Source organism: Vibrio penaeicida (genome assembly GCF_002933855.1).
In the GTDB taxonomy this organism is placed as follows: Bacteria; Pseudomonadota; Gammaproteobacteria; order Enterobacterales; family Vibrionaceae; genus Vibrio; species Vibrio penaeicida_A.
On sequence record NZ_BFAQ01000012.1, the window covers coordinates 174,461 to 199,477 of the forward strand.

The following is a 25,017-nucleotide window of genomic DNA, read 5'->3' on the forward strand; positions in this document are numbered from 1 at the left end:
CTTAATTTCGTAGCGCTTTTTATTTCAGGAGATAGTAATCATATTTTTTGCTGAAAAAAATCCCTAAATAGCACTCTGTATAACTTGGCTCAATAATGGGAATAATGAACATGTAATTCCAATATTTGAGTATTTAAAATTATTGTCATTAAAGAGATTGTTTATACAGTCTTGCATTCAGCATTTGATAGTGCTCTTATAAAGCTATAATTATTTGACCTATATCTTGAAAGTTATTTCTTATTTAGCTCGATTTCATTCTCTTAATGTTTTCCTACAGTGAACAGCTCATTAATTTTAAATTCGACACCATATAATGAACGATATTATGTAATGCGTTGATTTTTATTTTAATTATCCAATTATACTCGCAAGTTAAATATGAATTAATGCGCTAACTTATTGTGAATAAAGCGTGTGCCGTTTTTTTCTTTGAAAAATCAATAATAATTTATGATATTAGACTCATATTATCTCCTAAATAAAGAAATGCATGGTGGGTTTTAAGAAATTGGAACAGATGCACGTAATGTTTTTTCCCATATTCAATTTGACATTAAATCGGTTGAAGCGAAGTCATAATGATTTTGAGGAAGCAAAAAAAAGACACCTTTTCGGCGTCTTTCGATATTTTTTATAGGTTAAGTAACCTAAAAGCGTAGGAGTTATGCCCAAGCTAGCTGCTTGGACATGTCACTTAAAAGCTAGGCTTGGGAAGCTTCTGAGGAAATATCCGCTTTGGCTGTTTGGTTGTATACCTTTTCATCTAACTCGCCTTCGCTTTTACCGACAAGCGTCGAGACCATTAGGTCACCACACACGTTTACGCTTGTGCGAGCCATATCTAGGATACGGTCGATGCCTGCAACAATGGCTAAGCCTTCAAGCGGTAGACCTACGGTTGTTAGAACGAGTGAAAGCATAATCAATCCAGCACCAGGGACACCTGCCGTACCAATAGATGCCAGAGTTGAGGTTAGGATGATCAACAGGTAATCGGAGGTTTCAAGTGTGACACCAAATGCCTGAGCAATAAATAAAGCACAAACACCTTGGTAGAGTGCTGTACCATCCATGTTGATTGTGGCACCTAAAGGCAATACAAAACTGGATACGCTCTTTGAAATGCCAAGCTCTTCCTGCGCAGACTTAATTGTGGCTGGTAAAGTGCCGGAGCTACTAGTGGTGGTGAATGCCACGGTTGCTGGGTTAACAATGCCTTTCAGGTATTGAATAGGGCTTAATCTGCCTACAACGGTAATCAAACCACTGTAGAACACAACCACGTGAATAATACAGCCGATGTATACGGCCAATATGACTTTTCCTAACGGCAGTAACACATCTAACCCATATTTCCCCGCAACCCATGCCATAAGGCCAAAAATGCCAAAAGGAGCAAGTTTCATAACCAATGAAGTGAGCTTATACATGCCTTCGGCTAAACTTTCGAATACTCGAATGGCAGGCTCACCTTTTTCACCTATCAAAGTAAGAGAGACACCAAGCCCAATGGCAAAGGTAATAATTTGCAGAATATTGCCAGAGGCCAGCGCATCGACTGGGTTTTTGGGAATAATGTTAAGCAGCGTTTGAACCAATGACGGCGAATCTTTTGCCGCACTTACTGCCTCGGTTGCGGTGATATTGATACCAGCACCCGGAGTTAGAAGGGTAGCAAGCGCCAACCCGATCGAGATTGCAATTGCGGTCGTCGAGAGATAGAGGATAACGGCCTTTCCGCCAATTCGACCCATCTTTTTTGTGTCTTTCATTGATGTAATACCTACAATCAATGAACAGAATACAAGTGGCACGATCAGCATTTTGATCAAATTAATGAATAGTGTACCGATAGGCTTTAGAACCTCGGCACTTGGTCCAAAAATTGCGCCAACTGCAACTCCGGCAACCATTCCAATCACAATTTGTTTCCACAGGTTTAATCCTGATGAGCCGTTGTTTGTCGTTGTATTCGACATGTTTATTCCTTGTCCTAAAAAATTTGTTTTATATCGTTATATACCCAAGTATTTTGAGATTACTTAGGTATTTGGGTAGAAACCCATTACTCACAGTGGCGAGCTCAAAGTGTGAGCTCAATAGCATATGAGTAAATCATAATGCAAATGAGATGCAGTGATATCTGTACCATAATTTATAATTCACGTATTTATGTATTTAGTGGAAACATGCTGTGAATCTAATAATTTATAAAGATTCATTGCATTAGAAATAAGTGAAATAAATGGCTTAAAAACAACCAGACTGGGTTTATTAGAAAAATTTGAACATATCCTTCGGAGTGTATGGGTATACATAATAGATAAGGTCAATCAAAATAGTATCAGTGACCTCAAGGTGTAATACTCAATGATTTTGACTAGAGCACGAAGTAGTTAGGTCACTAGGTAATTAAGATGTTGGGTAGTCGGCTAGGTAGTTAGGAGATTCATATGTTTCACGCGCACGTTTATTTTGGTTTGAACAACCTTGCGAAAGCCGACGCTTTACGCAAGAAAATACGAAAGGAACGCCAAGACGTAGTTGCCGTTTTTGAGTTGGTAGAGAAGCTCGTCGGCCCTCATAAGATGCCAATGTTCGAAATCCATTTTAAAGATGATAGCGATGGGATTATCAATTGGCTTGATAAAGAACGCGGAGACATGTCGGTTCTGATTCATCCTGTTAGTAACGAACACTTACTTGACCATACTGAACGAGCCATATGGTTAGGAAGAGAGCTTGGTGTTTTTGAAGAAACACTATCGCATTAGAAGCTCGGCGATTACCGAGCCTACCTTGATACTTTGAGCTATCGATCTATCTTGAGCGGTTTTTTTTGATGACGTTAGCCAATTTCAAAGCCAACTCATCGACTTTGTCAGGCATGCTAGCTGCTAGGTTTTTGAGCTGCCCTATATCATCATGCAAATCGTATAGTTGTGGCTCAGGCGTATTCCCTTTTTCGTTGCCAGTGTATTGGCAAATAAAGTCGTCATCATGCGGGGGAATATAGGCGTATTGTTTGTCTCGGTACACTTTCTTATATTGCATACCTTCTAACACCATATCGTTACGTCCTTCTTGCGTTTTGCCTCTTAGCGCATCAAGTAAGTTATGGCTGTCTGGAGCTTCCGCCTCTGAAAGCGACTGCCCTGTGAGGGCGGCAAAGGTGGCGTATAAGTCGACTTGGTTGATCAGCGCCTCGGAATCACCCTTTTGAATGCCATTTGGCCAGCGAACAATAAAGGGGACTCGTGTACCGCCTTCAAACAAGCTGTACTTCCCGCCACGCAGAGGACCGACCATTTTATGGTGACCATTCAAAGTCACGGCTTCATCCTTGTAACCGTCATTCAATACCGGTCCGTTATCGCTGGAGAAGATAACTATGGTGTCGTCTTTTAAATTCAATTCGTCTAACTTATCTAGAACCTGTCCGATGCACCAATCCATTTCGACTATTACATCACCGCGGACACCATGCGGGGTAGTGCCTCGAAATTGTGGGTTTGGAATGCGTGGAACATGTGGCTGGTGTAGGGCGTAGAACAAGAAAAAAGGCTCATTTTGGTTTTTTTCAATAAAGGAAATGGCTTTGTTTGCGAACACTTCACCCATTGTTTCGTCATTCCAAATGGCAGATTGCCCGCCCTTCATATGACCGATACGGCTGACACCATTGATAATCGTGCCATCGTGTCCGTGATCGTACATCACATCCAAAAGTTCAGGGTTCTCTCTTCCTGTCGGAATACCCTCATACGCTTTATCCCAATCGTAAGTGACTTCAATAGGGTCGTTAGGATCCAAATTTTCGACTTCTCGGTTATCGATATACACGCAGGGTACACGGTCGTTGGTAGCGGCCATAATGTAGGATTCATCAAACCCCACATCGTTTGGCGTGCCCTCAATCGGCTGGTTAAAGTTCAAGTCTCCATTCCCCAAACCTAAATGCCATTTCCCGACGATACCGGTTTGATAACCCGCCTTTTGGAACATTCTTGGCATGGTATCGTCTAGCTTACCAATGATTTGTGGCGCGTCTCCGGGGAGAACGGCCGCATCTGGGTTCCTCCATGGGTAAGATCCGGTAAGCAAACTGTAGCGCGAGGGAGTACAGGTTGCGGCAGTGGCGTAACCTTGATGAAACTTTAAACCTTCTTCAGCCAGCTTATCGAGGTTAGGTGTTGGGATCTCATTTGCGCCGTAGCAACTAATGTCGCCAAATCCGAGGTCGTCGGCGTACATGATAATGACGTTGGGGGTGGCTTTCTCAGTCATGGTTGGTCCTGCAAGTATTAGAGGTAAGGGACGGGTAGTTCAGAAGATCTGGCAAAATACAAAGCTCCGCCCATGGGTCTTGAATGCGCTCAAGCTCAAATGCCATCAGCGTGAGCAGTTTCTTTTCTCTTGTTTCTTCCGGCATAAAAGAAAGGGGGTGAAGTTGATAGGGATCGTTACGGTTATCGAAAAATTGAATGCTCTCTAATTGATGGTTACGGTTAATGGTTAAGGTGACGCTGTAGTAGTCTGTTTTTATGCCACGAGCGATGGGGAAGTAGCTGGTGACATTGCCTTCTGTGTTTGTATCCCCATCGACATTTTTGATGTAGAGAGCGTGGCGATAGGGTTGAGATTCCTGTTGGGTAAGGTACGGAGCGAGGTTATGCCCGTGCAGTAATTTTGGAATGTTGGTTTCAAGCCCTAACAGATCCAGTACTGTTGGCATAATATCGGGGCTACTCAAAAACACATCACTGATTTGAGTGTCTGATTGGAAAGGGCGCTTTATTAAAAAGGGAACATTAAACGCTTCGTTGTAGAGCGTGTTTTTCGCGTCGTTTAACCCATGTGAACAAAGCGTTTCCCCATGATCAGAAGTAAATACGATGAGCGTATTCTCCCACTCTCCGCTGTCTTTTAATGCCGTCAAAATTCGCCCAAATTCTCTATCTACACCCGTTACGTTCGCAAAGTAAAAGGGGGCAGCGGCGGATTTTGGCATTTTATCATCGGCGTTAACTCGCACCAGTAGCGTGTCGTTAGGGCTTGATGCGTAGAGGCTTAAGTCTTCGCTTGTACAATCATCAAGTGAAGAGTAGGGACTATGCGGCGGATTCATTGATACAAATAATGCGAAGGGTTTTTGTTCGTCGCGTTGATTTTCGCTGTTGTTCAAATAAGCGATCGCTTTGTCGGCTTCATGCTTGGCGGACCATTCTTTGGGTTCATGGCGCTTTCCCTGATTATCGTAATAATGAGGGTTTTTGTGCTCATCGAACGTACCATAGCCATACCAATAGTCGATGCCATGTCGTCTTTCCGTTTCAGTGTAAGAGTCCCAAGCAGGGCGGTTCGGGTCTACAAATTGTCCGTTATTCTCTGGATCGTTAGGTGTCGGAAAATCCAAATGCCATTTGCCGATGTACCCCACGTTATATCCAGAGTGAGCCAGCACATCCGTAAAGCAGACTTTATCTTTAGGTAGATCTGAATTTAACCGGCCAGAGTGGCAATTAAGCGGTACGCCACTTTTGTTGGGGTACATACCCGTTAGCAGGCTACCTCGATGCGGGCTGCACAATGGGCAATTACTTACCGCGTTAGAGACTATGGTGGCTTGTTTGACGAAATTGTCGATATTGGGTGTAAATACTGGGTCAGCCACACCGGGTAAAAATGATCGAAAAGGTTCTTGTTGCCAAAACCCCATAGCCATCTGGCGAAATTGATCAGGGAAAACATAAAGAAGATTAGGACGACGCACAATTACCTCGCGGTATACAAATAAATCGGTGCCCAAACATGTCATCACAAACAAGCGAGCACAAAAATTTACCGAGATGATAATTTGAAATGCCGTTTTAAAAATTTACAAAGATCACATTTATTGACAAATCAAAAAGGCGTTTCAAAAAATATATTGTATTTTGTTAGGCAATTAATCGTTGAATAACTGATTTTGGGTATATGCCTAATCAAACCAGAGAAAACAATGAATGCACTGATCACAGCCCTAAAGAGCCCACACCCGCTGCGAATAGAAACACACAAACCTAAAGCAGCCAGGCCTTTTCATGTGCTGAGCAAGCCTATAGGACCGCTGTGCAATCTCGATTGTGAGTACTGCTTCTATTTAGACAAAACGGAATACTATCCAGGTCAAAATCGCTTTGATATGACGGATGCGGCATTAGAAGTACACGTCAGAAATTACATCGACAGCCAGCCTTTAGGCTGTAAAGAAGTGGTGTTCGGCTGGCAAGGTGGAGAACCAACCATGCGAGGCATTGAGTTTTTTGAACGTGCGGTAGCGTTTCAAAAAAAGCATTCGCGCAAGGGAATGATCATCAGTAATACGATACAAACGAATGGTGTGCTTATTGATGAACGCTGGGCGTGTTTCTTAAAAGAAAATGATTTCTTGGTAGGGGTCAGTTTGGATGGCGATGAAGCGCTTCATGACCATTTCAGGAAAACACGCAGTGGCAAAGGATCATATAAACAAGTGGTTTGCGGGTTAAACACCCTTCTTAAATACGGTGTTGAAACCAATGTACTCACCGTTGTTCAAAGCGATAATGCGCAGCACCCACAGCGGGTATACGAACACATAACCAGCCTCGGCGTTCAGTTCATTCAATTCATACCTGTGGTTGAAGCCGAAAAAGGCAAAGGGATTTCTCATCGCAGCGTCAGCGCCGAACAATTTGGACGCTTTATGATTGAAGTGTTTGAAGTTTGGCGAAAGCGGGATTTAGGGCGAGTGTTCATTAGCCACTTCGATAATGCACTCGGAATGGTATTAGGCATGCCGTCCACTAACTGTGTGCATTCCCCTCAATGTGGTGAAAACTTGGTTATGGAGCACAATGGGGATGTTTACAGCTGCGATCATTTTGTCTATCCAGAATTTAAACTCGGGAATTTGAATCGGCGTGATTATCCCGACTTGATTGAAACCCCAGTCCAACAATCATTTGCTAAAAGAAAGCCCGTTGGTGCGGCGCTGCACTGCGTAAACTGTTCCCAAAGAGATTTATGCCATGGTGCATGCCCCGCTCAACGTATTGATGAAGTTGGTGAGCTATCGATTACTGCTAAACATCGATTATGTGAAGGTTACTTCGCGTTTTTTTCCCATGTTCGGCCGTATTTGAAAGCCATGGGAGCGTGCCTAAAGCGCGGTTGGAGCCCAAACCATTACCTAAGATTTTTGCCGTCAGATAAGCACATTGGTTAATGATGCCTCTATCAAAAATGTGAACCTATCCAGCTATCAGATATAAAAATGAAACGTAGTTTTGATCTGAATAGCATAAAAATGAAAAAGCGTTTTAAAAATGATTTTAAATGGGTTTTAATCTGACTTAAAGATGAGATACACCCGTTGCATAGCGCTGTAAATAGTGCAGTAAGAGGATGAACATGAGCATTCAGTTAGCACAATGGCTACCGGAAGATTCGACATTTACTAGCAGAGATAACACATTGAATGTGGTTAAGTTCTTGCTCGGTAAACAGTCTATTCTGAATGCGACAAACAGCGAGTGTAACCCACAACAAGATTGCGCCGCACATTATAACGATGAAGCAGTTTCTGTAGAGCACATTGCCCGATTAATGTGGGGTTCGGTTCCTGCAAACAATGAGCTCAAACACGAAAATGAAGCGCTAAGGCAAGCGCTCTTAAATGGCATTTCAGACAAATATAAAAACGCTTGGTCAAATCTAGTGAACTACGATCAGAAAACTGTCGAGATGAGTTCGTTCGCTGTTGCGATTGTCGACGCACCTGACACGTATTGGAATCCTCTTTCTGATGCAGAAAAGCAAGCGCTAATAGATTGGATGATGCCAGTTCAAGAACTGGATATTCCACCTAACAATTGGCGCTGGTTTCGGGTACTGATTGTGTTTGCGTTAGAGCGAATGGGTGCTGAAATTCAACACGACAAGCTAAAACAAGATTTGGATTTTATTGATAGTCACTATATGGGGCAAGGCTGGTATCAAGATGGTGAAGCCGCCGTCATGGACTATTACAACCCATTTGCATTTCATCTCTATGGTCTTGTGTACGCTCGTTGGATCCGTGATTCCCGCTTAGATGAAAGCGAGAAATACGTCAATAGAGCGGTCGAGTTTGCTCGAAGCTACCAATATTGGTTTGGCGAAAATGGCGCTCAGCTGTGTTACGGGCGCTCACTAAATTATCGATTTGCCGGAGCGGGCTTTTGGTCTGAGTTAGCATGGTTTGAACCTAAAGGGATCGCCATGTCCTCACTTAAATCACACTGGGTGTCCTCTATGCGCTGGTGGGCTGAGCGACCAATATGGGGTCAAGATGGGCATCTATTATCTGGTTTTGGCTACCCAAACTTATTAGCCAGTGAGTTTTACACCAGCCCAGTTTCTCCTTTATTGGCGTTCAAAGCCTTTTCAGCGCTCAGATTAAGTGAAGATCACGCATTTTGGCAGACAGAGAGCCAACCTTTAGAAACGACCCTGAAGCCAACTTGGGTATGTGACCAACATTTTCTTTGGCGTGATAGAGGAAGTTATTTGCTGACGAATGCGCCGCCAAGTGGCGAGTTGAGACATTGCTACGACAAGTATTCAAAATTTGCGTACAGTTCGGATCACGGCTTATGCGTCGAGAGTGAACAATGGATAGAGCAGGGTTTTGCAGGCGACAATATGCTGGCATTTCAGCACCCAGAAACCCAATCGTGGCACGCTAGAACCAAGAACGAAGAAGCGTGGCGCGAAGGCGAAAAGCTAGTGTCTGTCTGGTCGCCTTTTAAAGGTATTCGAGTCATTACGACTCAGTGGTTGAACGAAGCCGGTATTGAAGTTCGTGAGCATGACATTCAGTGCGACTCCGATTTTAACTATTTGATGACTGGGCACGCTATTGATGTTTGGACACCTTGGTTCAGCCACTTAGAACAAAAGCCTGCACGAGTCGAATCCGAACGCTTGTTCAGTGAAATTATTCTGGAATATGGGGCAGGCGAGAGCGCTGTTTACCCCTGTGCTCCAAATACCAACTTGTTGTATGCCCATGCCAGTGTTCCCGCTGTATCCGGGAAAGTAAGAAAAGGCAGCTCCACCCTCAAAGCGCTTATTTTGGCTGGGCGTACAACATCCATCTCTGAATTTTGATGTTCAGGGGCGTGCGTCTTCGGGAAAAGACGACAAATTTAATAAATAGAAAACATCAGGGAGTGACTGATGAAACACAAAATGAACTTACCTCTATTCGGCAAAGTGGCGGTTGCAATTGCAGCAGCGGTATCGATGTCGGCTTACGCAGAATCCTACAACGAAGCGCCAGCACTTGCAGAACTGGTCAAGCAAGGAAAACTACCAGCGGTAGAAGAACGTCTTCCAACCGAACCGTTAGTCGTGACACCATTTGAATCCGTGGGCAAGTACGGCGGGACGTTGAATTTGGTCGGCAAAGTTGTGGATAATGGGCACCGTATTCGTACTATCGCCTACGATAACCTGTTCAATTTTGATGTAACGTATTCGAAAGTCATCCCTAACTTGGCGACTGGCTTTACATCGAACAAAGAAAACACCGAATTTACCATTACCCTGCGTAAAGGGGTGAAATGGTCGGATGGTCATCCTTTCACAGCCGATGACGTTGCGTTTTACATCAACGATGTATTGGGTGACGAAAAACATGCAGGCAACCGCCCATTAATTTTCCCATCGTTTGATTCGGCTAGCGCAGAAGTCCTTAATCCTCATACTGTAAAAATTACGCTGAAACAGCCAAATGGTATGTTTATTCGCCATCTCGCAACGGTGGACAGCGAAAGCTTCACAGCGTACCCCAAGCATTACTGTTCTAAGTTCATGCCTGTGTTTAACGACAAAGCGGAAGCAAACGCGAAAGCAGCGGGCTTTGATTCTTGGCGACAATTCTCAAACACAAAATGTAATGCGCATTACTTTATTGAGCATTACAACAATGTAGATCGCCCAGTACTGACCGCATGGAAAGTGAAGTCAGCTCCTGGCCCTAACGCGAGCTTTGCAGAGTACGTACGTAACCCGTATTACTGGCAAGTGGATACGGAAGGTAACCAATTACCTTATCTAGATAGCGTTCGCTGGCGTTACAGTGAAGATTTGGAAGAGATGGTGTTGCGTGCAGCGAACGGTGAAGCGGACTATCAATACCGCCATATCGGCACTCCTACGCACCGACCTCTTCTTATCGACAACGAAAAGAAAAGTGGCTACACCTATGAATTCCGTCCGAGTACGTTGAGTTCAGAAATGGTGATAGCGCTAAACCAGACAGCAAAAGACCCAGTTAAGCGTGCTCTGTTCGCAAACAAAGACTTCCGTGTTGCTCTTTCTCACGCCATTGATCGCGATGAAATCAGTGAAACGGTTTATTCGGGCGCAGTCGGTCCATACCAAGCTGCACCTTTGGAAATGTCGCCTTTCTATGATGAAGAAATGGCGTATCAATACACAGAATTCGATCAGAAAAAAGCAAATAGCATTTTAGATTCTCTTGGGTTAACCCAGCGAGACAAAGAAGGCTACCGTTTAATGGAAAACGGGAAACGTCTGCGTATTGAAGCGGTATCGAAAGTCAGCGATAAAGGTGTAATTGCGGATTCATTGGAATTAGTGAAAAACCAGTGGAAAGACGTAGGTGTGTTCTTAGATATCCGTGTGATGGAGATTAACCACGTCATCAACCTGCGCCTAACAAACGACTACGATATGATCCCAATTATTGGTGACGGCGGTGTAGGTGTGTTGGATGAAGCGCGCCACTACCTTCCTTTTAGCCCTGAGTCGACATGGGGTTTGGGATACTACAATTGGGCGAAAGGTCGTGACAATGCGGTTGAACCACCAGCGCATGTGAAAAAGCAGGTCGCTCTGTGGAAGCAACTTGAGAAAACATCGTCACAAGATGAGCAAGTAGCCTTGATGCGTCAAATTATGGAAATCGCCAAAGAGAACTTCTATGTGATTGGCACAGTGGAATCTCTCCCAGTGGGAGTTGTGGTTAACAACAAGCTGAGAAATGTACCAGAAAACATGCCTCAATCTTGGACGTTCCCGACCCCAGGGCCAATGCGCATGAGCCAATTATGGAAAGCTCAATAATGCAGGCTTAAGTTTGAAAGACCTTAAAAATAAAGCAGAGCCTTTGGCTCTGCTTTCGTTTTTATGTTTGAAACTGCATCGAGAAAAGCATTTAACCGTACGGTGAACTTTCATAATTTAGATCCTCGTTCCACTGAGTGCAATGAAAAAAACAAAACTTTATCTGTATTAAATTTGAGCTAATTTATATGCGTTTGGGTGAATTTAAAAAATTGCTCCGGATTCGTCAAATCCCAACATATTGTGTTTATTAAGTAATTTAAGCTTTCTATATAGTATTTTTGAGTGATCTATTTATAGCTCTGTTTGTTTTCTTATTGGCTCATTTGAATGTCCGAGATATGTCATTATCAAACCTGGATCAATTTATTGACAGTAAGAAACTGTTTATGGTTGAGTGATAATTGTTAATCCTACAAAATGCCGCTGGGTACACAGTAATTCTTCAGGGATAATGATGGTACAGATGGATGCGGGCATCGAGTGGCTGAACCGATCACAGTCATTTCGAAGCAATATGTTAAAAGGGGTGTCCCTCATAACCCTCGTTGCCGGTCTTATCTATGGATTTCTAAACCTATTCGTATTTGAGCAAAAGTGGTTAGGCGCTGTTGAGCTGTTTTTTGCTATCTATTCTGCTTACCTTTTTTGCTATTCAACCACTCAAAAGTACCTTCTTCTTCAATCTTCCGTTTACGTATCTTCACTTTTTCTCATTGTTTTTATGGGCATCTTTGTAACTAATACCCAAAGTTCGCTATTTGTCTGGTTATTTCTGTGCCCTATCGTAGGTTACCTGTTGCTTGGGAAATCGGCGGGGTTAAAAATCAATCTTGTCTTTGTTCCTATTGGCGCGGTGTTGTATTACTGGAAGTCGACTGTTCCTGAGGCCGGATTGCTCACGCATTCGCTGATCAATGTTTTGGCTTGCTTAGGGGCTATTTGGGGAATGGCGCATGTTTACGAGTACAACCGAGAAAAAACCGAAGAACAACTGACATCACTCGCCTTGCTTGATCCGCTCACAAAAATAGATAACCGTCTGAGTTTGGCTTTCAGTTTCGAAAAAATGGTCACCATGCACCGACGTAAGTCTGATTTATTTAGCATGCTGGTGGTGGATTTGGACTTCTTTAAAGCCATAAATGACCAACATGGGCATGATGTTGGTGACGAAGTACTTAGGCAAGTCGCTAAGCTTGTTAAAGATTCGGTTCGAAGATCGGATACGGTTTATAGGGTAGGGGGAGAAGAGTTTTGTGTTCTTTTACCTTACACAGAAAGAAAAGTGGCTTGTGCTGTCGCGGAACATATACGTAAGGTACTTTGCCGCAATACATTTCGAGTTGAAGACAATCGAGTGAACATCTCCGCCAGTATTGGTGTTTCTGTGTATGGCGAAGATGGTGCACAGTTAGATGACATGTTCAAAGTGGCTGATGATCACCTCTATCATGCGAAAGGTTCCGGCAGAAACCAAGTCGTTTACGGCGTTTGATTTTCGAGTTTGTTTTGAACCAAGATATTCTTAATACGCGCTTTTATTGATGGTGCTTCCTTTCTAAGTGCGATCTTAAAAAGCCTTTTCACATCCGGCAAATATTCTGGGTACTGCTGGCTTAACACAAACAGCGCATTGTACGCCCAAGCTCGAAGAAATTTGTTTCTATCTCCAAGGCAATGACGAACAAACGATTCCACATTAGGCTTATTTTGTTCGGAAATGGGCATGTAAGGCATAGCCTGAAGAAGATGGAGGCGTGCTTCCCAGCCTTCTATATTGTTCAGCTTGCTATAAATAGCGTCTATTTCTGAATCGGTGAGTTGTTCTTCTTGCTCAAAATGGTTCTTAAGCAGCCAAGTCGATCCAGAAGCGAACTCTTCTTCGTCCATTAAATCTATGATTTGAGAGATAAAGTAAGGTTCAAAATGGTGCTCCTGATAAATCAGGGAGATGGCGTCGGTGTCTTTGCCGTCCCATTGTTCGAGCTCTGTCTTCAATTCCACTATGGTGCCCTTAGTTTCCGCATTTCCTCAATTGAGCATAAGTCATTCGGCAAAGTTTTCCATTCGATTTGATTAAGATTTAATCGAATCCATTTGTTTTGGTCAAAGCTCAATGAAAAAGAACGCTATCCCATCGTTTTATCCGGTTACTTTAGATGTTATTGGAGCTCCATTGAGAAAGAAAAACTACCCAAGCCAAGTTATTAGGGTCTGTTGACCTTTCGAGATGATTTTTGCAGCAATTTGTGGGGGATTTATACAAGGCAGAGCTTATTCGGTGTAGTCGCTCTACATCAATGAGCGATAACGCAGTAGAAATAAGCCACAAATGCTGCCCAAAGGGTTCGTTTCTATGCCTTTTACTCATTGTTGCAAGGTATTTACTTAGAATGACTAGGCGTCACACCTTGCGCCGCGATTAAAAGACATAGAACTCGAACAAAATTTAACCGCGAAAGGTCAACAGACCCTAGAATAACGTGGCTTGAGTAGCCTCAAATTATAGGGTCAAGCTGGATTCAACACCGCTTTCTCGCGCGAAGTATGAGTCGTGCGTAACCAAAACAAACCCTGCGGAATAGTCACGTAGAGTGTTCGCGAATATTCTTTTGCTGTTGAGGTCTAGATGGTTATCAGGCTCATCTAACAGCAGTAAGCAGGGTTCTGCTTGATGACTGGCAATAAGCAGTGCCAATTTCATTTTTTCCCCTCCACTGAGTTGGTGGCTAATTCTGAACACAGAGTCGCGTTTGAAGCCAATGGCAGCAAGCAGATTTCGAATTTCACCGTGTTCTAAGTGGGGCAAATGTACGCTAACGAGATCCAGTAAAGGGCGGGCTTCGCCTAGTAATGAAAAGTGTTGGTCTACATATAGGCTTTTCTTAGCGCTGCACTGACCAGAAGTGAACGTTAGCTCGCCAAATATGCACTTAAGCAGCGTTGATTTTCCCTTGCCATTGTCGCCTTCAATCCGCCATTTATCGCCTAGGAACACTTCCAAATTGATTGGTTCGTCAGTGCCATAGGGCAGTGCGCATTGCTGGAGATGCAATAACCTTTGATTTTTCTGTAGGTGCGATTCAAACGATAAGGTGAGAGCATGAGAATTCGATTGCTGTGATTGGAGATGTTTTTTTAACGCGCTCAGTTCAGCCTGCCTCTGTTGGTGCATTTCCCGCTTTGCAGAACTCGACTTCTGTGCGCTGTTTTTTGCAGCATCGAGAATCAGTTTGTTTTGGCTGCCAGACTTTCTTAGCTTGTTGCCTTGCGCCGCACGTTTTTGCGCTTTCTCATGATCCGATTGCGCTTTTTTAGCGGCTATCTTCTGTTGTTTTTCGGTTTCTTCCAGTTTTCGAGCAATTGAGGCTTGTTCTCTATCTCGAATTTGAACATAAGCATCGTAGTTGCCGCTATAAAATTGGATTCCTAATGAAGACAGCTCGAAAACGCCGTCAACCGTATTAAGCAATTCTCGGTCGTGGCTCACAACGAGCGCTTTGCCTTGGTATCGAGTTAACTGATTACAGAGCCAACGTTTTCCGTTGGCATCAAGGTGATTGCTTGGTTCATCCAAAATAAGAATATCCGGGTTTTCGAGGAACAAGACCCACAACCTTAGCCGCGTTAGTTCACCACCGCTCAATGTTTGAATGCTGCTACATGGATCGGGTGGTAACCTAAGTTCGGTCAACTCTTTTGATAGCTCATTTCTCAAATCCCACCGGTCGTTGACGAGATCAAAATCGGTTTGCTCAACACTTCCTTTTTCTATTCGTTCAAGCGCAAGAAGCGCGGATTCCAAACCTAAGTACTGAGCAATAGACTGGTCGATTGTGTTCGAATCGTGTTGTTGATCTAACCAACCGACTCGCCCTTGGATTTCGATGTTTCCCAAAGTAGGGGAGTTTTGCTTTAACAGCAACGAACACAGCAGGCTCTTGCCGCTTCCATTGTCGCCCACTAAACCGTATACGCCTTGCGCAAGAGAGAACTGAAGCGATTTAAACTGCCAGTCCCCATCTGGGTGTTGGTAAGAAAGGCGATTAGCTCTTAAATAAGTGCTGTTTTGATAGCTATTGTTTTTAAAAGAATTATTTTGATGAAATGTGATCATAAAGACTCCGACATAGTCAGGGTCTGAGGCGTGATAAATCTGAATTCATTAGATCGCGAAAAGCGATATGCAAAAAGCGATTAAAGCAAGTTTTGACGAAGACACGCCTACTAACCCTGTATTCCAAAATTAAGGTGTTCAATTGGACATAAGGGATTAGTTGTTCATTTAGGCGTATTCTCCTGCAGAAGTGATGGCGAGATTCTATACGTATTCTCATTCAAGGTGCAATATCGTTTTTATTTTTTATGAGCTTGATCGCGCATGCTTCGTTGGCTTCTTAGTGAACTAATCCTCTTTTAAAGTTCATTGGCTTCTTTTGCAGCTTATCTGCTCACGTTTTTCCCACGTTGTTACATCGCTCTTGTAATAATAGTCGTATAGTTTTTAATAACTGATTGAAAAACATACAAGGTGAATGTTGTGGATGAAGATATCAAAAACGCGTGTATCGCTTTTTCTTGTGGGGATGTAAATGAGATTATCCCGTTCTTAAACGAGAAGACTCGCTGGACGAATGTGGGCAAAGAAGACATTGTTGGGACGGACAATATCCGCTCGATTTGTTTTCAAATGGAATCAGAATCGGTGTCTCTAAATGTAACTCAAGCACTTGAAGCCACGGATCACCTTGTTGTTCAAGGGCACGGTGATGCGCAGCAAACTTTTTATTTCTGTGACATTTTCCAAATTGAGTCAAGCTCCATTAAACAGATAACCTCTTATCTTGTTGCTGGTCAGAAAGAATAACGACGTTTTTGGGTGGGATTGTTTGTGGATGAGAAAGTTTGTGGATGAGAAAGTCTGTGGATATAGCCCAACACACCGAGATTAAGTGTGAGCTGGATTATAAAATAATCACTTAAGAAGTTTTTTTTAGCAAAGTATTAAAAATGAAGCAATTAAAGGTGAAACTTTGTACTAAAGTTTGAACGGGAAAGGTTTTTTGTTCAACCTGATTTGGGCTCAAAAATGAAACTTTTAAGATTTGCTCTAATTCTGATGTTGGTTTTAGTAGGAGCGAGTGCAAAAGCGCTTGAGCTTGAGTACGGCCGTTACAACGTTAATGCCTACGCGCACCCAGACTGTATCGATACGGTCTGCCAAGTTAATTTCGAAAAAACGTATGACACCGTTCCTCTCGTATTCTTCATGAGTACGATTTCATTTCTCAACGAGCAAGACTCTCCTTCTGCAATAAAGGTTCTGGAAGTAACGAAAACATACGTTAAGTTTAAACAGAAAATTGCGCCCGCATATCGTGCACCCGCAGGCATGGAAGATGTACCGATGAAGGTGATCGATTATGTCGTTATGGAGAAAGGGGTTCATGACTTTAATGGCGTGAAGATCATTGTTGACGAAGTTTCGACTCAAAAATACATGTATCGATTGAGCACTCACAGCAGCGGAAACGGCAATCGGAACAAAAAAGAACGGATTTATTTCAATAGCTACAATGGACAAGGCTTTACTTCATTTAGTGGAACTCCCGGAATCATTCACCAAGTACAAAGTATAAATAACGGCGAGGACTTCTGGCTGACCTCAGCAGTGACTGCTGTTAATTCGTCTTATATGGATATCTCTCTGGAGCGGCATGAAATCGACGGATACAAATCAAAAAATTCCCGGCAATTCCCTACGCAGCAAGAGCGAATCGGCTTTATTGCAGCCTACGGCAGCGGTGAACGAGATGACATAAAGTTTGCGGTGAAAAACCAGATGACCATTAACTCGTATGATACTGGTGACCCTGTGTCTACGGGTTGTGAGACCTACGCTGATTACGACGAAAGCTACGATGTCGTACCTATTATTGTGGCGTCAAAAAACACGCGTTACGGTAATAACGGAGGCTGGTTACGCCGATGCCGTTTGGAAACGGGCAAATCCAGCTTTATGGTGGAAGAAGATCAAGACACCGACTCCGAACGTAAGCACATTGTGGAGCGGTTGGGTTACATCATTTTTGAGGTCCCATTCAATGTGGAGCAATGTACTCAGTTTACTGGTCCTGCTCAAACTTGGGATACGTCCGGTAGTATAGAAATTAAAGGCAGCGCCAAAATATCAGGTGCGGTTAGTGGTACTCAACTTGGTTATTTTGGTGTAGATGCCCATACCAATAACAGCTGTACGGTTGGGAATTGTGTCGCTGATAGCAGCCTTTTAGTTCCTCTGTTCAATTTCGCAAGTTTTACTCCAGGGCCTAATGACATCAGCTTTAACAACGGAACTCATACGGTGTCTCCGGGACAATACGACGAAATTAACATCTTTGGCGACGCAGTGGTCACATTCACGGCAGGGGACTACTTTGCGGATGAAGTTAATATCTACGGTGATGCAGAAATTAAGGTCAGTGGGCAGGTTTACATTCACAGTAATGGGACTGAAATAAAAGGCTCAGGTAAGGTTAATTTAACGGGTGTTCCTAATGATGTTTACTTTGTCGTGCATGGAAGCAACGCTGAATTTTCTATAAAAGGGGCTGCACGAGCAACCGCGTTTGTAATCTCAGAAAACAATATCGAGTTAAAAGAGAGTGGTGTTTTAGACGGCGCTATTGCCTCGCTGACTGCTGAAATGAAAGGTGATGCGAGGCTGAATGGCGACATTTCTAGCTGTAATCAACCTGTGTATCAACTGCAAATTACACCATCCTCTGCTACTGAATTGATTGAGCACTCAATCCCCATCACGTTTAATATTATTAATAGTGCAGGCAATGTAGATACTGACTACATCGGTAACTTAAATATTACGCCGTCTGGTAATGCAAACACTTGTTGGAAATCGACAGCAAGCATTAACGCAGATTGTATCAACGATACGAGTACTATGCAGATTCAAGGGGGGACAGCGACCTATTATTTGTACAGTAGTGTAGTAGTAGAAGTTGCGACGGTAACGGCTTACGTTGTAGGTTTCCCTTCCATCAATGCCTCTGCAGGCCCTTATACATTCAATAATTCTGGTTTTGTTTTTGAACCATCTCCACTCAAAATCATCGCGGGTAAGCAAACCGATGTCACTATAAAGGCAACGCGAGAAACTGCGAGTGGAACAGAAGTCATGGATGGCTACGATGGAACCAAAACACTGGCGATCACATTAACCTCTTATATCATCCCAAGTACTGGAACAATTCAGCCTTCGTTGGTGAACAGTAACGTCACGTTTGTGGATGGAGTCGGCACACTGAGTTTGCAATATAACGATGCGGGTCAAATCAATGTAACAGTCAGGGATAATGCGAATGATATTGAAGGAGTCATGGTGGTGGAGGCTCGGCCGGACAAACTCGCACTGTGTGATATTTCGGTTCAAAACTCAGTAAAAGCCCACAATGGCACATCGTCTGGCGGTCCTGCATTCGCTCGATCTGGAGAAACCTTCACTGTACGAATTAAACCCATTATTTATAACATCTCTGAAAGTAATCAATGTAATCGTGCGACCACGCCTAACTTTTATTCAACCACTGGTCATTTCGCTTTAGCCGAGCTCAACTATACGCTTCATTCCCCAAGTGGGGGGAGTTCCGGTACTTTGACACAAGAAGGCAACACTTATACACCTAACAATATTTACAACTTCACGACAACATCGTTAGCCGCGAGCGGCATTGTGGCATCCATGAATTGGAACGAAGTAGGAAGCATTAACTTAACGGCATCTAACAGTAAATATGATTATGGCGAGGCTACTGGGATTGATAGCGACACTGCCACGATAGGGCGTTTTTACCCATATCAATTTGAACTGACAAACAACTACGTTCAAGAAGGGCAGGCTGTGAGCTTTACCTACATGGATCAAAATTTTAAATCTGAATTTGTTGTAACGGCTCAAAGCGTGGACAAGGATAGCACCATCACGACAACAACGAACTACGGAAACTTTGCTGCATCACTGTTAATGCACTTAAATTTAGTTGCTGTGGATGATGACAAGAATCCGGCTACAGAATCAAATGATTTAACGAGCCGTTTGATAACGGGCAATATTGCGAATACAGATTGGTATAGAGAATGGACGGGTGGAACGGCATCATTGCCTTCTACCGTGTTTAGGTTTTCTCGTGTAATTCAGCAAACAACCCCAACCAGAATCACCACTCAAGATGGTCCTTATGAAGTTAGGCTTGGTCTTGAAGTGAACACCAACAGCGTCAATTGCTCGGTTGATGGGTGCACTGATTTTGTAAACGCCATTGCGCTAAGAAATGACGGGTCCAGTACATACAATGGGCGAAAATTTACCGCGGCCCTTGATATGCGTTATGGTCGTTTAACGTTAGATGATGTCGGCACAAACAGTGGTATGGACGTGACGGTTCCAGTAAGAGCAGAATACTGGAATGGCTCGCAGTTTGTGACCAATACCGATGACATTGAAACCGACTTTGATGGTACAAATTATTGTCGTGAACTGATTTGGCCAAGCCCTGGCTCTAGCAGTGCCGATTTAACGGGGTCGCATACCAATATAACTAGTGGTACAAGCAGCAATTTAACCGCAAGGCAAAATAGCTCAACTGCAGGTGCTCAAGAACAAGTCAGGCTGAAGCTTCGAATTGGTGTTCCTCCAGCTGGAGAAACAGGGTTAACGTGCTCAGGCAATACCAGCGGCGGGTTTGAACACCTTCACTACAACTGGTTTGGCAATGGGGATGATAACCCTTCTGCTTTGGTAACATTCGGTGTTTATCGAGGTAATGATCGCGTTATCTTCAGGGGAGAGCCAAGAATTTACTAGAGATTTTTTCTACTGCTGTCTGAAGGCTATTATCAAAAAGCTCTTAATTAACAAAGCTCTCAATTTACATTGAGGGCTTTTTTATTATCCTGAGAATGCTTGGGTATATCTTGCAAGCGCTACAAAACAATGGTGTATTGTTCGAAAGTCGATATTTCCCAAAGGAATGGAGAGAAACAGAAATGAAATTGCATATGCGCGTACTGGATGCATTTACCAGTGAACAATTCAAAGGCAATTCTGCTGCGGTGATCATTACCGATGAATGGCTAAACGACCGTTTGATGCAGAATATCGCGATTGAAAATAACCTGTCTGAAACAGCATTTCTTGTACGAATAAAAGACAATAAATATGCAATTCGTTGGTTTTCCCCTATCACTGAAATCGATTTTTGTGGGCACGCGACATTAGCGTCTGCCAGCGCGTTGTTTTCCGATTTTCCTTCACTGAATGAGCTTGAGCTTTCAACTTTGGAAGTGGGCAATCTCGTCATTAAAAAAAGAAGTAATGGCATGATTGAAATGCAGTTTCCTATTCTTGCTCCCGTTCCCGTTGAAGCTCCGCAGGCGCTCATCGAAGGCTTATCCATTACGCCAAAACTCATTTTACGTAGCCAACAAGCGTACTTTGCTATTTATGAATCTCAAGACGACGTATTTCAGGTGCAACAAAACCAAGAACAACTAAAAACTCTAGCACCATACGATGTGGTCGTCACGGCGAAAGGGGAGCAATTTGATTTTGTTTCTCGTTATTTTTGGCCCGCTAACGGTGGCGACGAAGATCCGGTAACTGGTTCAATTCACGCTGGTTTAGCGCCGTACTGGGCAAGTGAATTAGGGAAGAGTGAATTGTTAGCACTTCAAGCGTCTCAGAGAAGTGGTGAACTGCATTGCAGAGTAACCGATACTCACGTTTTTGTTTCAGGTAAAGCTGTTAAATACCTCGAAGGGGAGATATGGGTGTAACCCCGTTTATCCGTAGCACCACTTTCATATAAATATTGAAAATAATTATATAAGTATCACTATTAATACAAATGTCATTTGCTATGGTCTGTTGCCATTGGTAAGGTGTCCCGATTAAAAGAAGATTCCTCTATATCGTCTTGTTAGCGTTACTAATCGACTAACAAATAGCGGGAATTCTACGTGGCTAGAGAAATAGGATAGGTTTCTTTGTGTGTTATGCACAGCCACCGCTATCGGAGAGCATCAGTCATGAAAGCAATGGTATATACACCCTTCGGGGATAACGATATATTGCATTTTTCAGAAGTTGACAAGCCAGTGCCAGCCGACGATGACGTATTAATTCGAGTGAAAGCCACAACCGTTACGAAAAGTCATTTACGTCACCAATTTCCCAAAATACTTCGGCTCCCTTCCCGTTTAACACTGGGTGCTCTCTTACCAAAAGAAGAAATTCTAGGTACCGAGTTTGCTGGTGTAGTAGAAGCAGTGGGCAAAAATGTTCGACTTTTTAAGCCTAATGACCGAGTTTTCGGGATTGTAGGAGTAGAAAGTGGCACCTACGCAGAATACATCACAGTACAAGACGACAGTGTCTTGAGTCTAATGCCTGAGAACACCAATTTCGAAGAAGCAGCTTCTATTCCATATGGCGCGTTGATCGCTCTGCAAATGTTGCGTGACAAAGCCAAAGTTCAGGTCGGGCAGAAGGTTCTGATCAATGGCGCTTCAGGTCCTGTAGGATCAGCGGCTGTGCAAATTGCTAAATGGCTTGGTGCGAGGGTGACGGGTATTTGTAGTACCGATGAATTGAAGTTTGTGCAGGCTCTTGGCGCTGATCGCGTCGTAGATTATTCAATTCACGATTTCACCGTTGCAGAAAGACAATATGACGTAGTCTTTGATATTGCTAATACAGCGTGCTTCGAGTCTTGTTGTGATGTGCTAAAACCTCAAGGTATATGTTTAAAGCTTGAAGCTGGCCTTGCGGAATACTATCAAATGATGTCTTCAATTTTTGTCGGAAAACATCGTCTTGCGTGTCGATACCATGTAGACACGAGTGTCGATTTGGTTTTACTTAAAGACTTGATTGAATTAGGGTTTTTAAGACCAAGAATTGATCGTCAATACACCTTCACCCAGCTAGAAGAAGCCCATCAATACGCCCACGCAAAGCGCCGAAAGGGCAGCGTCGTTATTCAGGTCAGTTAACCTCAATCCTCCTTTTTAGTTACCTTGAATTGCTCTCAACGTCGGTGGGAGCGACGAATATTATTTTGATGCTTGTGTAATATCGACAATAAATTGGTGTCGACGTAGTTATTTCCCACGCACCCAAGGCCAATATACGTTGTGTAATACGATGGCTGATAAGACTCGGGCTCCGAGCGTTTGTCCTTTAAGTGATGACACATACCTAGCGAGAGCGGTCCCTTAAATATCTTGCTAAACACTTTTTCTCTGGCTAAGCGAGATTGCCAAAGTCGAAAACCACCGGGTGTATATTCCGTATTATTGGCTCGATAGCGAAACAAAGCCGTGTTCTGGCAATCACGATTAAACTCCGAATGAGTTCGGATACGTTCGGGTTTCAAGGGTTTAGTTGGAATGTACTGTGAGTGGATCGGGTAGCCAAAACGTCGACACGCTTCTTCTGTCCCGCGTAGGTCATTCCCAATTTTCGGTTTTCTCGGAAGCGGCGGGGCGACCGCTAACCATTGGTGGTTCCCATCGATACTTCTTAAGGCACCGATCAGAATATCTCCCGCCGGACCATTTGCTCGGTATAGCGGGTTGCTGTCTGGATAGGGAGAGGAAGTCACGCCTTTTTCGCGTACCCAATCGTTCAGTTCATCGTTATTTACTAAAGCGAGCTTAGAGAGCTGCATGGCGTTACGAATTGGGGTAAAACGCATCATGTCATCAAGCTTCAACGTCTTATGGTGCTTCTCGTATTTCTCAATGTCTAAACCATCAGCTTGTAACATCGCAATGATTTCTTGCCCTTGAGCACGAAAGGTTAATAGATTTTGCTCCGAAGAATCAGAAGCATATAAGTCAACAAGATCCTTTTTTGTTACATGATGATCCCATAAGCGAGCAAGAAATTCTGCACTACCTGGTGCCGCGACCGATTGGTCTGTAAACGGAATGGCTTGCCGAATTAGCCGCCCAATTTGGGGGAGCGCCGACACCTTGATTTCAGCGTTGGCTTCATCAAACTCAATGATGGCATCCCTCAAGCGGCGGTCTTGAATCAAGGTATTCAGCTTGAACTGGCGGACGGTTTCATTGAAATCAGTGTAAGACTCAATCCCTACCTGACATGTGCGCGAGAGCATTTGGCTATTCGGCACCGGGGAGCTGAAAATAGGCGCCCAACATATCGCCCAATTCTTTAACGCCTGCACCGCGCTTTTCTGTTCTTCGAATCGGTTGCCGTGCGGTCGGAGCAATTCGCGCCCTGTCTCTTCGTAAGCGTGAATATAGGCATCGACAGACGCTTCAATGTTTCGTGTCCAACCGGAAAGGCTACGTTCAATGGCAGTCAGCCCAACATCGCGCATCGTCGATAACGCTGACAGCACCGATTTTTCCAAATTCATCTTGGTAAGCGCTTCTGCAAGTGCGGTAAGTCTTCTCTCTCGAATCATGAGCTGGTTGTTATAGTGGTTTCTTGCAAACTCCAAATCCAAGCGCACACGAGACAAACGATTCTTAGCGGTGCGATATTGTTGCTGAATCCAACTCGGAAGCAGACTAAGCACGCGCTCAATGACTCGGTCTGCGGTCGAAAATACATTCTTTAAGGCGATATTGGATTCAATATGCTCAATTACGTTGTTGGTCGCGTCTTCCAAGTTTTGTGTGGCAGCAACCAAATTTTCCTCGTGTTCTTTCAGTGTTTCGTAGGCATCGCTAGCCCCTTGAATGGCGATATTTTTGGCGTCTTCTGCTGCTTGCCAAAGTTGCTCTGCGTCGCTGACTTTTTGAATTTGTTCATTCAATACGCGCCGAAGTTCGATTTGGATGGGCTCAAATCTTTGATTGAGTTGTTTGGAAATGTTCCACGATGCCCACATTGCCCAAATATGGACAGCCCCACTTTCTCTGGCGTATTGCCAAGCGGTGGTATCGTTTAAGACTAATGTTCTCCGAACAAACTCGGTCGGTGCTTTGAGCGATTGATAGCTGTCTTGTGCTTGTACTTGAGTTTTTCTTCGCGTACTTACTCTTAGAATGGATAGGGGATCGTCCTCATACGAATCATGGAGCGAATTTATGTACCCTTCTAACGCGGTATGGCGAGCCGGTACGGTTTGGTTTTTCGATAAAGAGAAGAGATCCCCCGTGTACACATTCACATAGCTGTGCGCCCACGTGTCCATTGCCGCATGGAGGAGATAACCGTAAGCAAAAGCCACTTCGCTCGAGCCACGGTTTCCCGATGTTTGTAACGCAGCGTCTCTAACATGCCTCAACCAATCGTCGGTTTGCCAGCCCCAAGAATGACCACTCAGATACAAATTAGCCGCTTTCATTACAGGCAAGATGAGGGGAGAGACGCCATAGTTATCGGGCGAAGCTAAGTCGATATCTTTCGGGTGGCAATATCGGCTATAGGGCTGCAATTGACCTTTTGAGTCGACATTTATTTTCTCGCCACAGCGGTTGAGTGGCTGAAAGGGAAGGCCAGGGTGCGTAGTCATTTGACCAGCCACCAGATCGGGATATATGTCAGCCCCGAGTACACCAAAAAGAAACGCTTTGGGGAATCGCTTAATGGAACGGGCAACAATCGGGTCAACGGTGAGCGTGTCGGTTTGCCCTGATTCATCGAAATAAATCGAGACTTTGTTGTCTTCAACGACGTCTTCTGCCACTTTCGCCGCGAGCCAAACATGGGTGCCAATTTTGAAGGCGTTAGCCGGAGTTGAAAGCAATAAACCAGTACAGATAGCCAAGTGCAACAATTTATAATGGAAGTTCACTCGC

General features: G+C 43.8%; 15 protein-coding genes. 9 read left to right on the forward strand and 6 right to left on the reverse strand.

The genetic code is table 11. The features are described from left to right. Positions 1-704: 704 nt before the first annotated feature. A complete protein-coding gene (locus VPNCDNU1_RS06340) occupies positions 705-1,982 on the reverse strand; it encodes a dicarboxylate/amino acid:cation symporter (protein WP_104399583.1) in 1,278 nt (425 codons plus the stop codon). Between the two features lie 474 nt (positions 1,983-2,456). Here VPNCDNU1_RS06340 and VPNCDNU1_RS06345 point away from each other — a divergent pair, with 474 nt between their 5' ends. Beyond that, positions 2,457-2,777 carry a DOPA 4,5-dioxygenase family protein gene (locus VPNCDNU1_RS06345; RefSeq protein WP_104399584.1) on the forward strand — a complete coding sequence of 107 codons (321 nt, stop codon included), beginning with the start codon at positions 2,457-2,459 and terminating at the stop codon, positions 2,775-2,777. A 46-nt stretch (positions 2,778-2,823) separates the two neighbouring features. Here VPNCDNU1_RS06345 and VPNCDNU1_RS06350 read toward each other — a convergent pair whose 3' ends face one another. Both VPNCDNU1_RS06350 and VPNCDNU1_RS06355 read right to left on the reverse strand, forming a co-directional pair. Further along, positions 2,824-4,290 carry a sulfatase family protein gene (locus VPNCDNU1_RS06350; RefSeq protein ID WP_104399585.1) on the reverse strand — a complete coding sequence of 489 codons (1,467 nt, stop codon included), beginning with the start codon at positions 4,288-4,290 and terminating at the stop codon, positions 2,824-2,826. Then, positions 4,283-5,776 (reverse strand): sulfatase family protein, encoded by a 1,494-nt coding sequence (locus VPNCDNU1_RS06355; protein ID WP_104399650.1) that lies wholly within the window; start codon positions 5,774-5,776, stop codon positions 4,283-4,285. The genes VPNCDNU1_RS06350 and VPNCDNU1_RS06355 overlap by 8 nt, the downstream gene beginning before the upstream one ends. Positions 5,777-6,004: 228 nt before the next feature. Here VPNCDNU1_RS06355 and VPNCDNU1_RS06360 point away from each other — a divergent pair, with 228 nt between their 5' ends. The 4 genes from VPNCDNU1_RS06360 to VPNCDNU1_RS06375 all read left to right on the forward strand — a co-directional run bounded on the left by VPNCDNU1_RS06360 (position 6,005) and on the right by VPNCDNU1_RS06375 (position 12,658). Further along, positions 6,005-7,252: an anaerobic sulfatase maturase gene (locus tag VPNCDNU1_RS06360; protein ID WP_104399586.1), complete on the forward strand. Its 1,248-nt coding sequence runs from the start codon at positions 6,005-6,007 to the stop codon at positions 7,250-7,252. A 185-nt stretch (positions 7,253-7,437) separates the two neighbouring features. Then, positions 7,438-9,177, forward strand: coding sequence for a DUF2264 domain-containing protein (locus VPNCDNU1_RS06365; protein ID WP_104399587.1), 1,740 nt, complete (start codon positions 7,438-7,440; stop codon positions 9,175-9,177). 69 nt (positions 9,178-9,246) lie between these two features. Next, positions 9,247-11,160 (forward strand): ABC transporter substrate-binding protein, encoded by a 1,914-nt coding sequence (locus VPNCDNU1_RS06370; RefSeq protein WP_104399588.1) that lies wholly within the window; start codon positions 9,247-9,249, stop codon positions 11,158-11,160. Between the two features lie 454 nt (positions 11,161-11,614). Continuing rightward, positions 11,615-12,658: a GGDEF domain-containing protein gene (locus VPNCDNU1_RS06375; protein ID WP_104399589.1), complete on the forward strand. Its 1,044-nt coding sequence runs from the start codon at positions 11,615-11,617 to the stop codon at positions 12,656-12,658. Here the strand turns inward: VPNCDNU1_RS06375 and VPNCDNU1_RS06380 are convergent. Then, positions 12,646-13,167 carry a hypothetical protein gene (locus VPNCDNU1_RS06380; RefSeq protein ID WP_104399590.1) on the reverse strand — a complete coding sequence of 174 codons (522 nt, stop codon included), beginning with the start codon at positions 13,165-13,167 and terminating at the stop codon, positions 12,646-12,648. The two genes, VPNCDNU1_RS06375 and VPNCDNU1_RS06380, sit on opposite strands and share 13 nt — an antisense overlap. A 499-nt stretch (positions 13,168-13,666) precedes the next feature. After that, positions 13,667-15,280, reverse strand: a complete 1,614-nt coding sequence (locus VPNCDNU1_RS06390) for an ATP-binding cassette domain-containing protein (RefSeq protein WP_104399591.1) — start codon at positions 15,278-15,280, stop codon at positions 13,667-13,669. A 423-nt stretch (positions 15,281-15,703) separates the two neighbouring features. Here VPNCDNU1_RS06390 and VPNCDNU1_RS06395 point away from each other — a divergent pair, with 423 nt between their 5' ends. The 4 genes from VPNCDNU1_RS06395 (at position 15,704) to VPNCDNU1_RS06410 (ending at position 22,233) form a co-directional block, all read left to right on the forward strand. Further along, complete coding sequence (locus VPNCDNU1_RS06395) at positions 15,704-16,030, forward strand: hypothetical protein (RefSeq protein ID WP_104399592.1); 327 nt, start codon at positions 15,704-15,706, stop codon at positions 16,028-16,030. A 222-nt stretch (positions 16,031-16,252) separates the two neighbouring features. Then, complete coding sequence (locus tag VPNCDNU1_RS06400; RefSeq protein ID WP_104399593.1) at positions 16,253-20,044, forward strand: DUF6701 domain-containing protein; 3,792 nt, start codon at positions 16,253-16,255, stop codon at positions 20,042-20,044. Between the two features lie 182 nt (positions 20,045-20,226). After that, positions 20,227-21,015 (forward strand): PhzF family phenazine biosynthesis protein, encoded by a 789-nt coding sequence (locus tag VPNCDNU1_RS06405; RefSeq protein WP_104399651.1) that lies wholly within the window; start codon positions 20,227-20,229, stop codon positions 21,013-21,015. 252 nt (positions 21,016-21,267) lie between these two features. Further along, positions 21,268-22,233: an NAD(P)-dependent alcohol dehydrogenase gene (locus VPNCDNU1_RS06410; protein WP_167404735.1), complete on the forward strand. Its 966-nt coding sequence runs from the start codon at positions 21,268-21,270 to the stop codon at positions 22,231-22,233. A gap of 35 nt (positions 22,234-22,268) precedes the next feature. Here the strand turns inward: VPNCDNU1_RS06410 and VPNCDNU1_RS06415 are convergent, their stop codons facing one another. Continuing rightward, the gene (locus tag VPNCDNU1_RS06415) at positions 22,269-25,013 is read right to left on the reverse strand and encodes a zinc dependent phospholipase C family protein (protein WP_145959441.1); all 2,745 of its coding nucleotides are present in this window, start codon (positions 25,011-25,013) and stop codon (positions 22,269-22,271) included. Positions 25,014-25,017 lie beyond the last annotated feature (4 nt).

Excerpts from the sequence above, each read along its gene's own strand:
- VPNCDNU1_RS06340 (WP_104399583.1), bottom strand. The coding sequence starts at position 1,982 with ATGTCGAATACAACGACAAACAACGGCTCATCAGGATTAAACCTGTGG.
- VPNCDNU1_RS06345 (WP_104399584.1), top strand. The coding sequence starts at position 2,457 with ATGTTTCACGCGCACGTTTATTTTGGTTTGAACAACCTTGCGAAAGCC.
- VPNCDNU1_RS06350 (WP_104399585.1), bottom strand. The coding sequence starts at position 4,290 with ATGACTGAGAAAGCCACCCCCAACGTCATTATCATGTACGCCGACGAC.
- VPNCDNU1_RS06360 (WP_104399586.1), top strand. The coding sequence starts at position 6,005 with ATGAATGCACTGATCACAGCCCTAAAGAGCCCACACCCGCTGCGAATA.
- VPNCDNU1_RS06365 (WP_104399587.1), top strand. The coding sequence starts at position 7,438 with ATGAGCATTCAGTTAGCACAATGGCTACCGGAAGATTCGACATTTACT.
- VPNCDNU1_RS06370 (WP_104399588.1), top strand. The coding sequence starts at position 9,247 with ATGAAACACAAAATGAACTTACCTCTATTCGGCAAAGTGGCGGTTGCA.
- VPNCDNU1_RS06375 (WP_104399589.1), top strand. The coding sequence starts at position 11,615 with ATGATGGTACAGATGGATGCGGGCATCGAGTGGCTGAACCGATCACAG.
- VPNCDNU1_RS06390 (WP_104399591.1), bottom strand. The coding sequence starts at position 15,280 with ATGATCACATTTCATCAAAATAATTCTTTTAAAAACAATAGCTATCAA.
- VPNCDNU1_RS06400 (WP_104399593.1), top strand. The coding sequence starts at position 16,253 with ATGAAACTTTTAAGATTTGCTCTAATTCTGATGTTGGTTTTAGTAGGA.
- VPNCDNU1_RS06405 (WP_104399651.1), top strand. The coding sequence starts at position 20,227 with ATGAAATTGCATATGCGCGTACTGGATGCATTTACCAGTGAACAATTC.
- VPNCDNU1_RS06410 (WP_167404735.1), top strand. The coding sequence starts at position 21,268 with ATGAAAGCAATGGTATATACACCCTTCGGGGATAACGATATATTGCAT.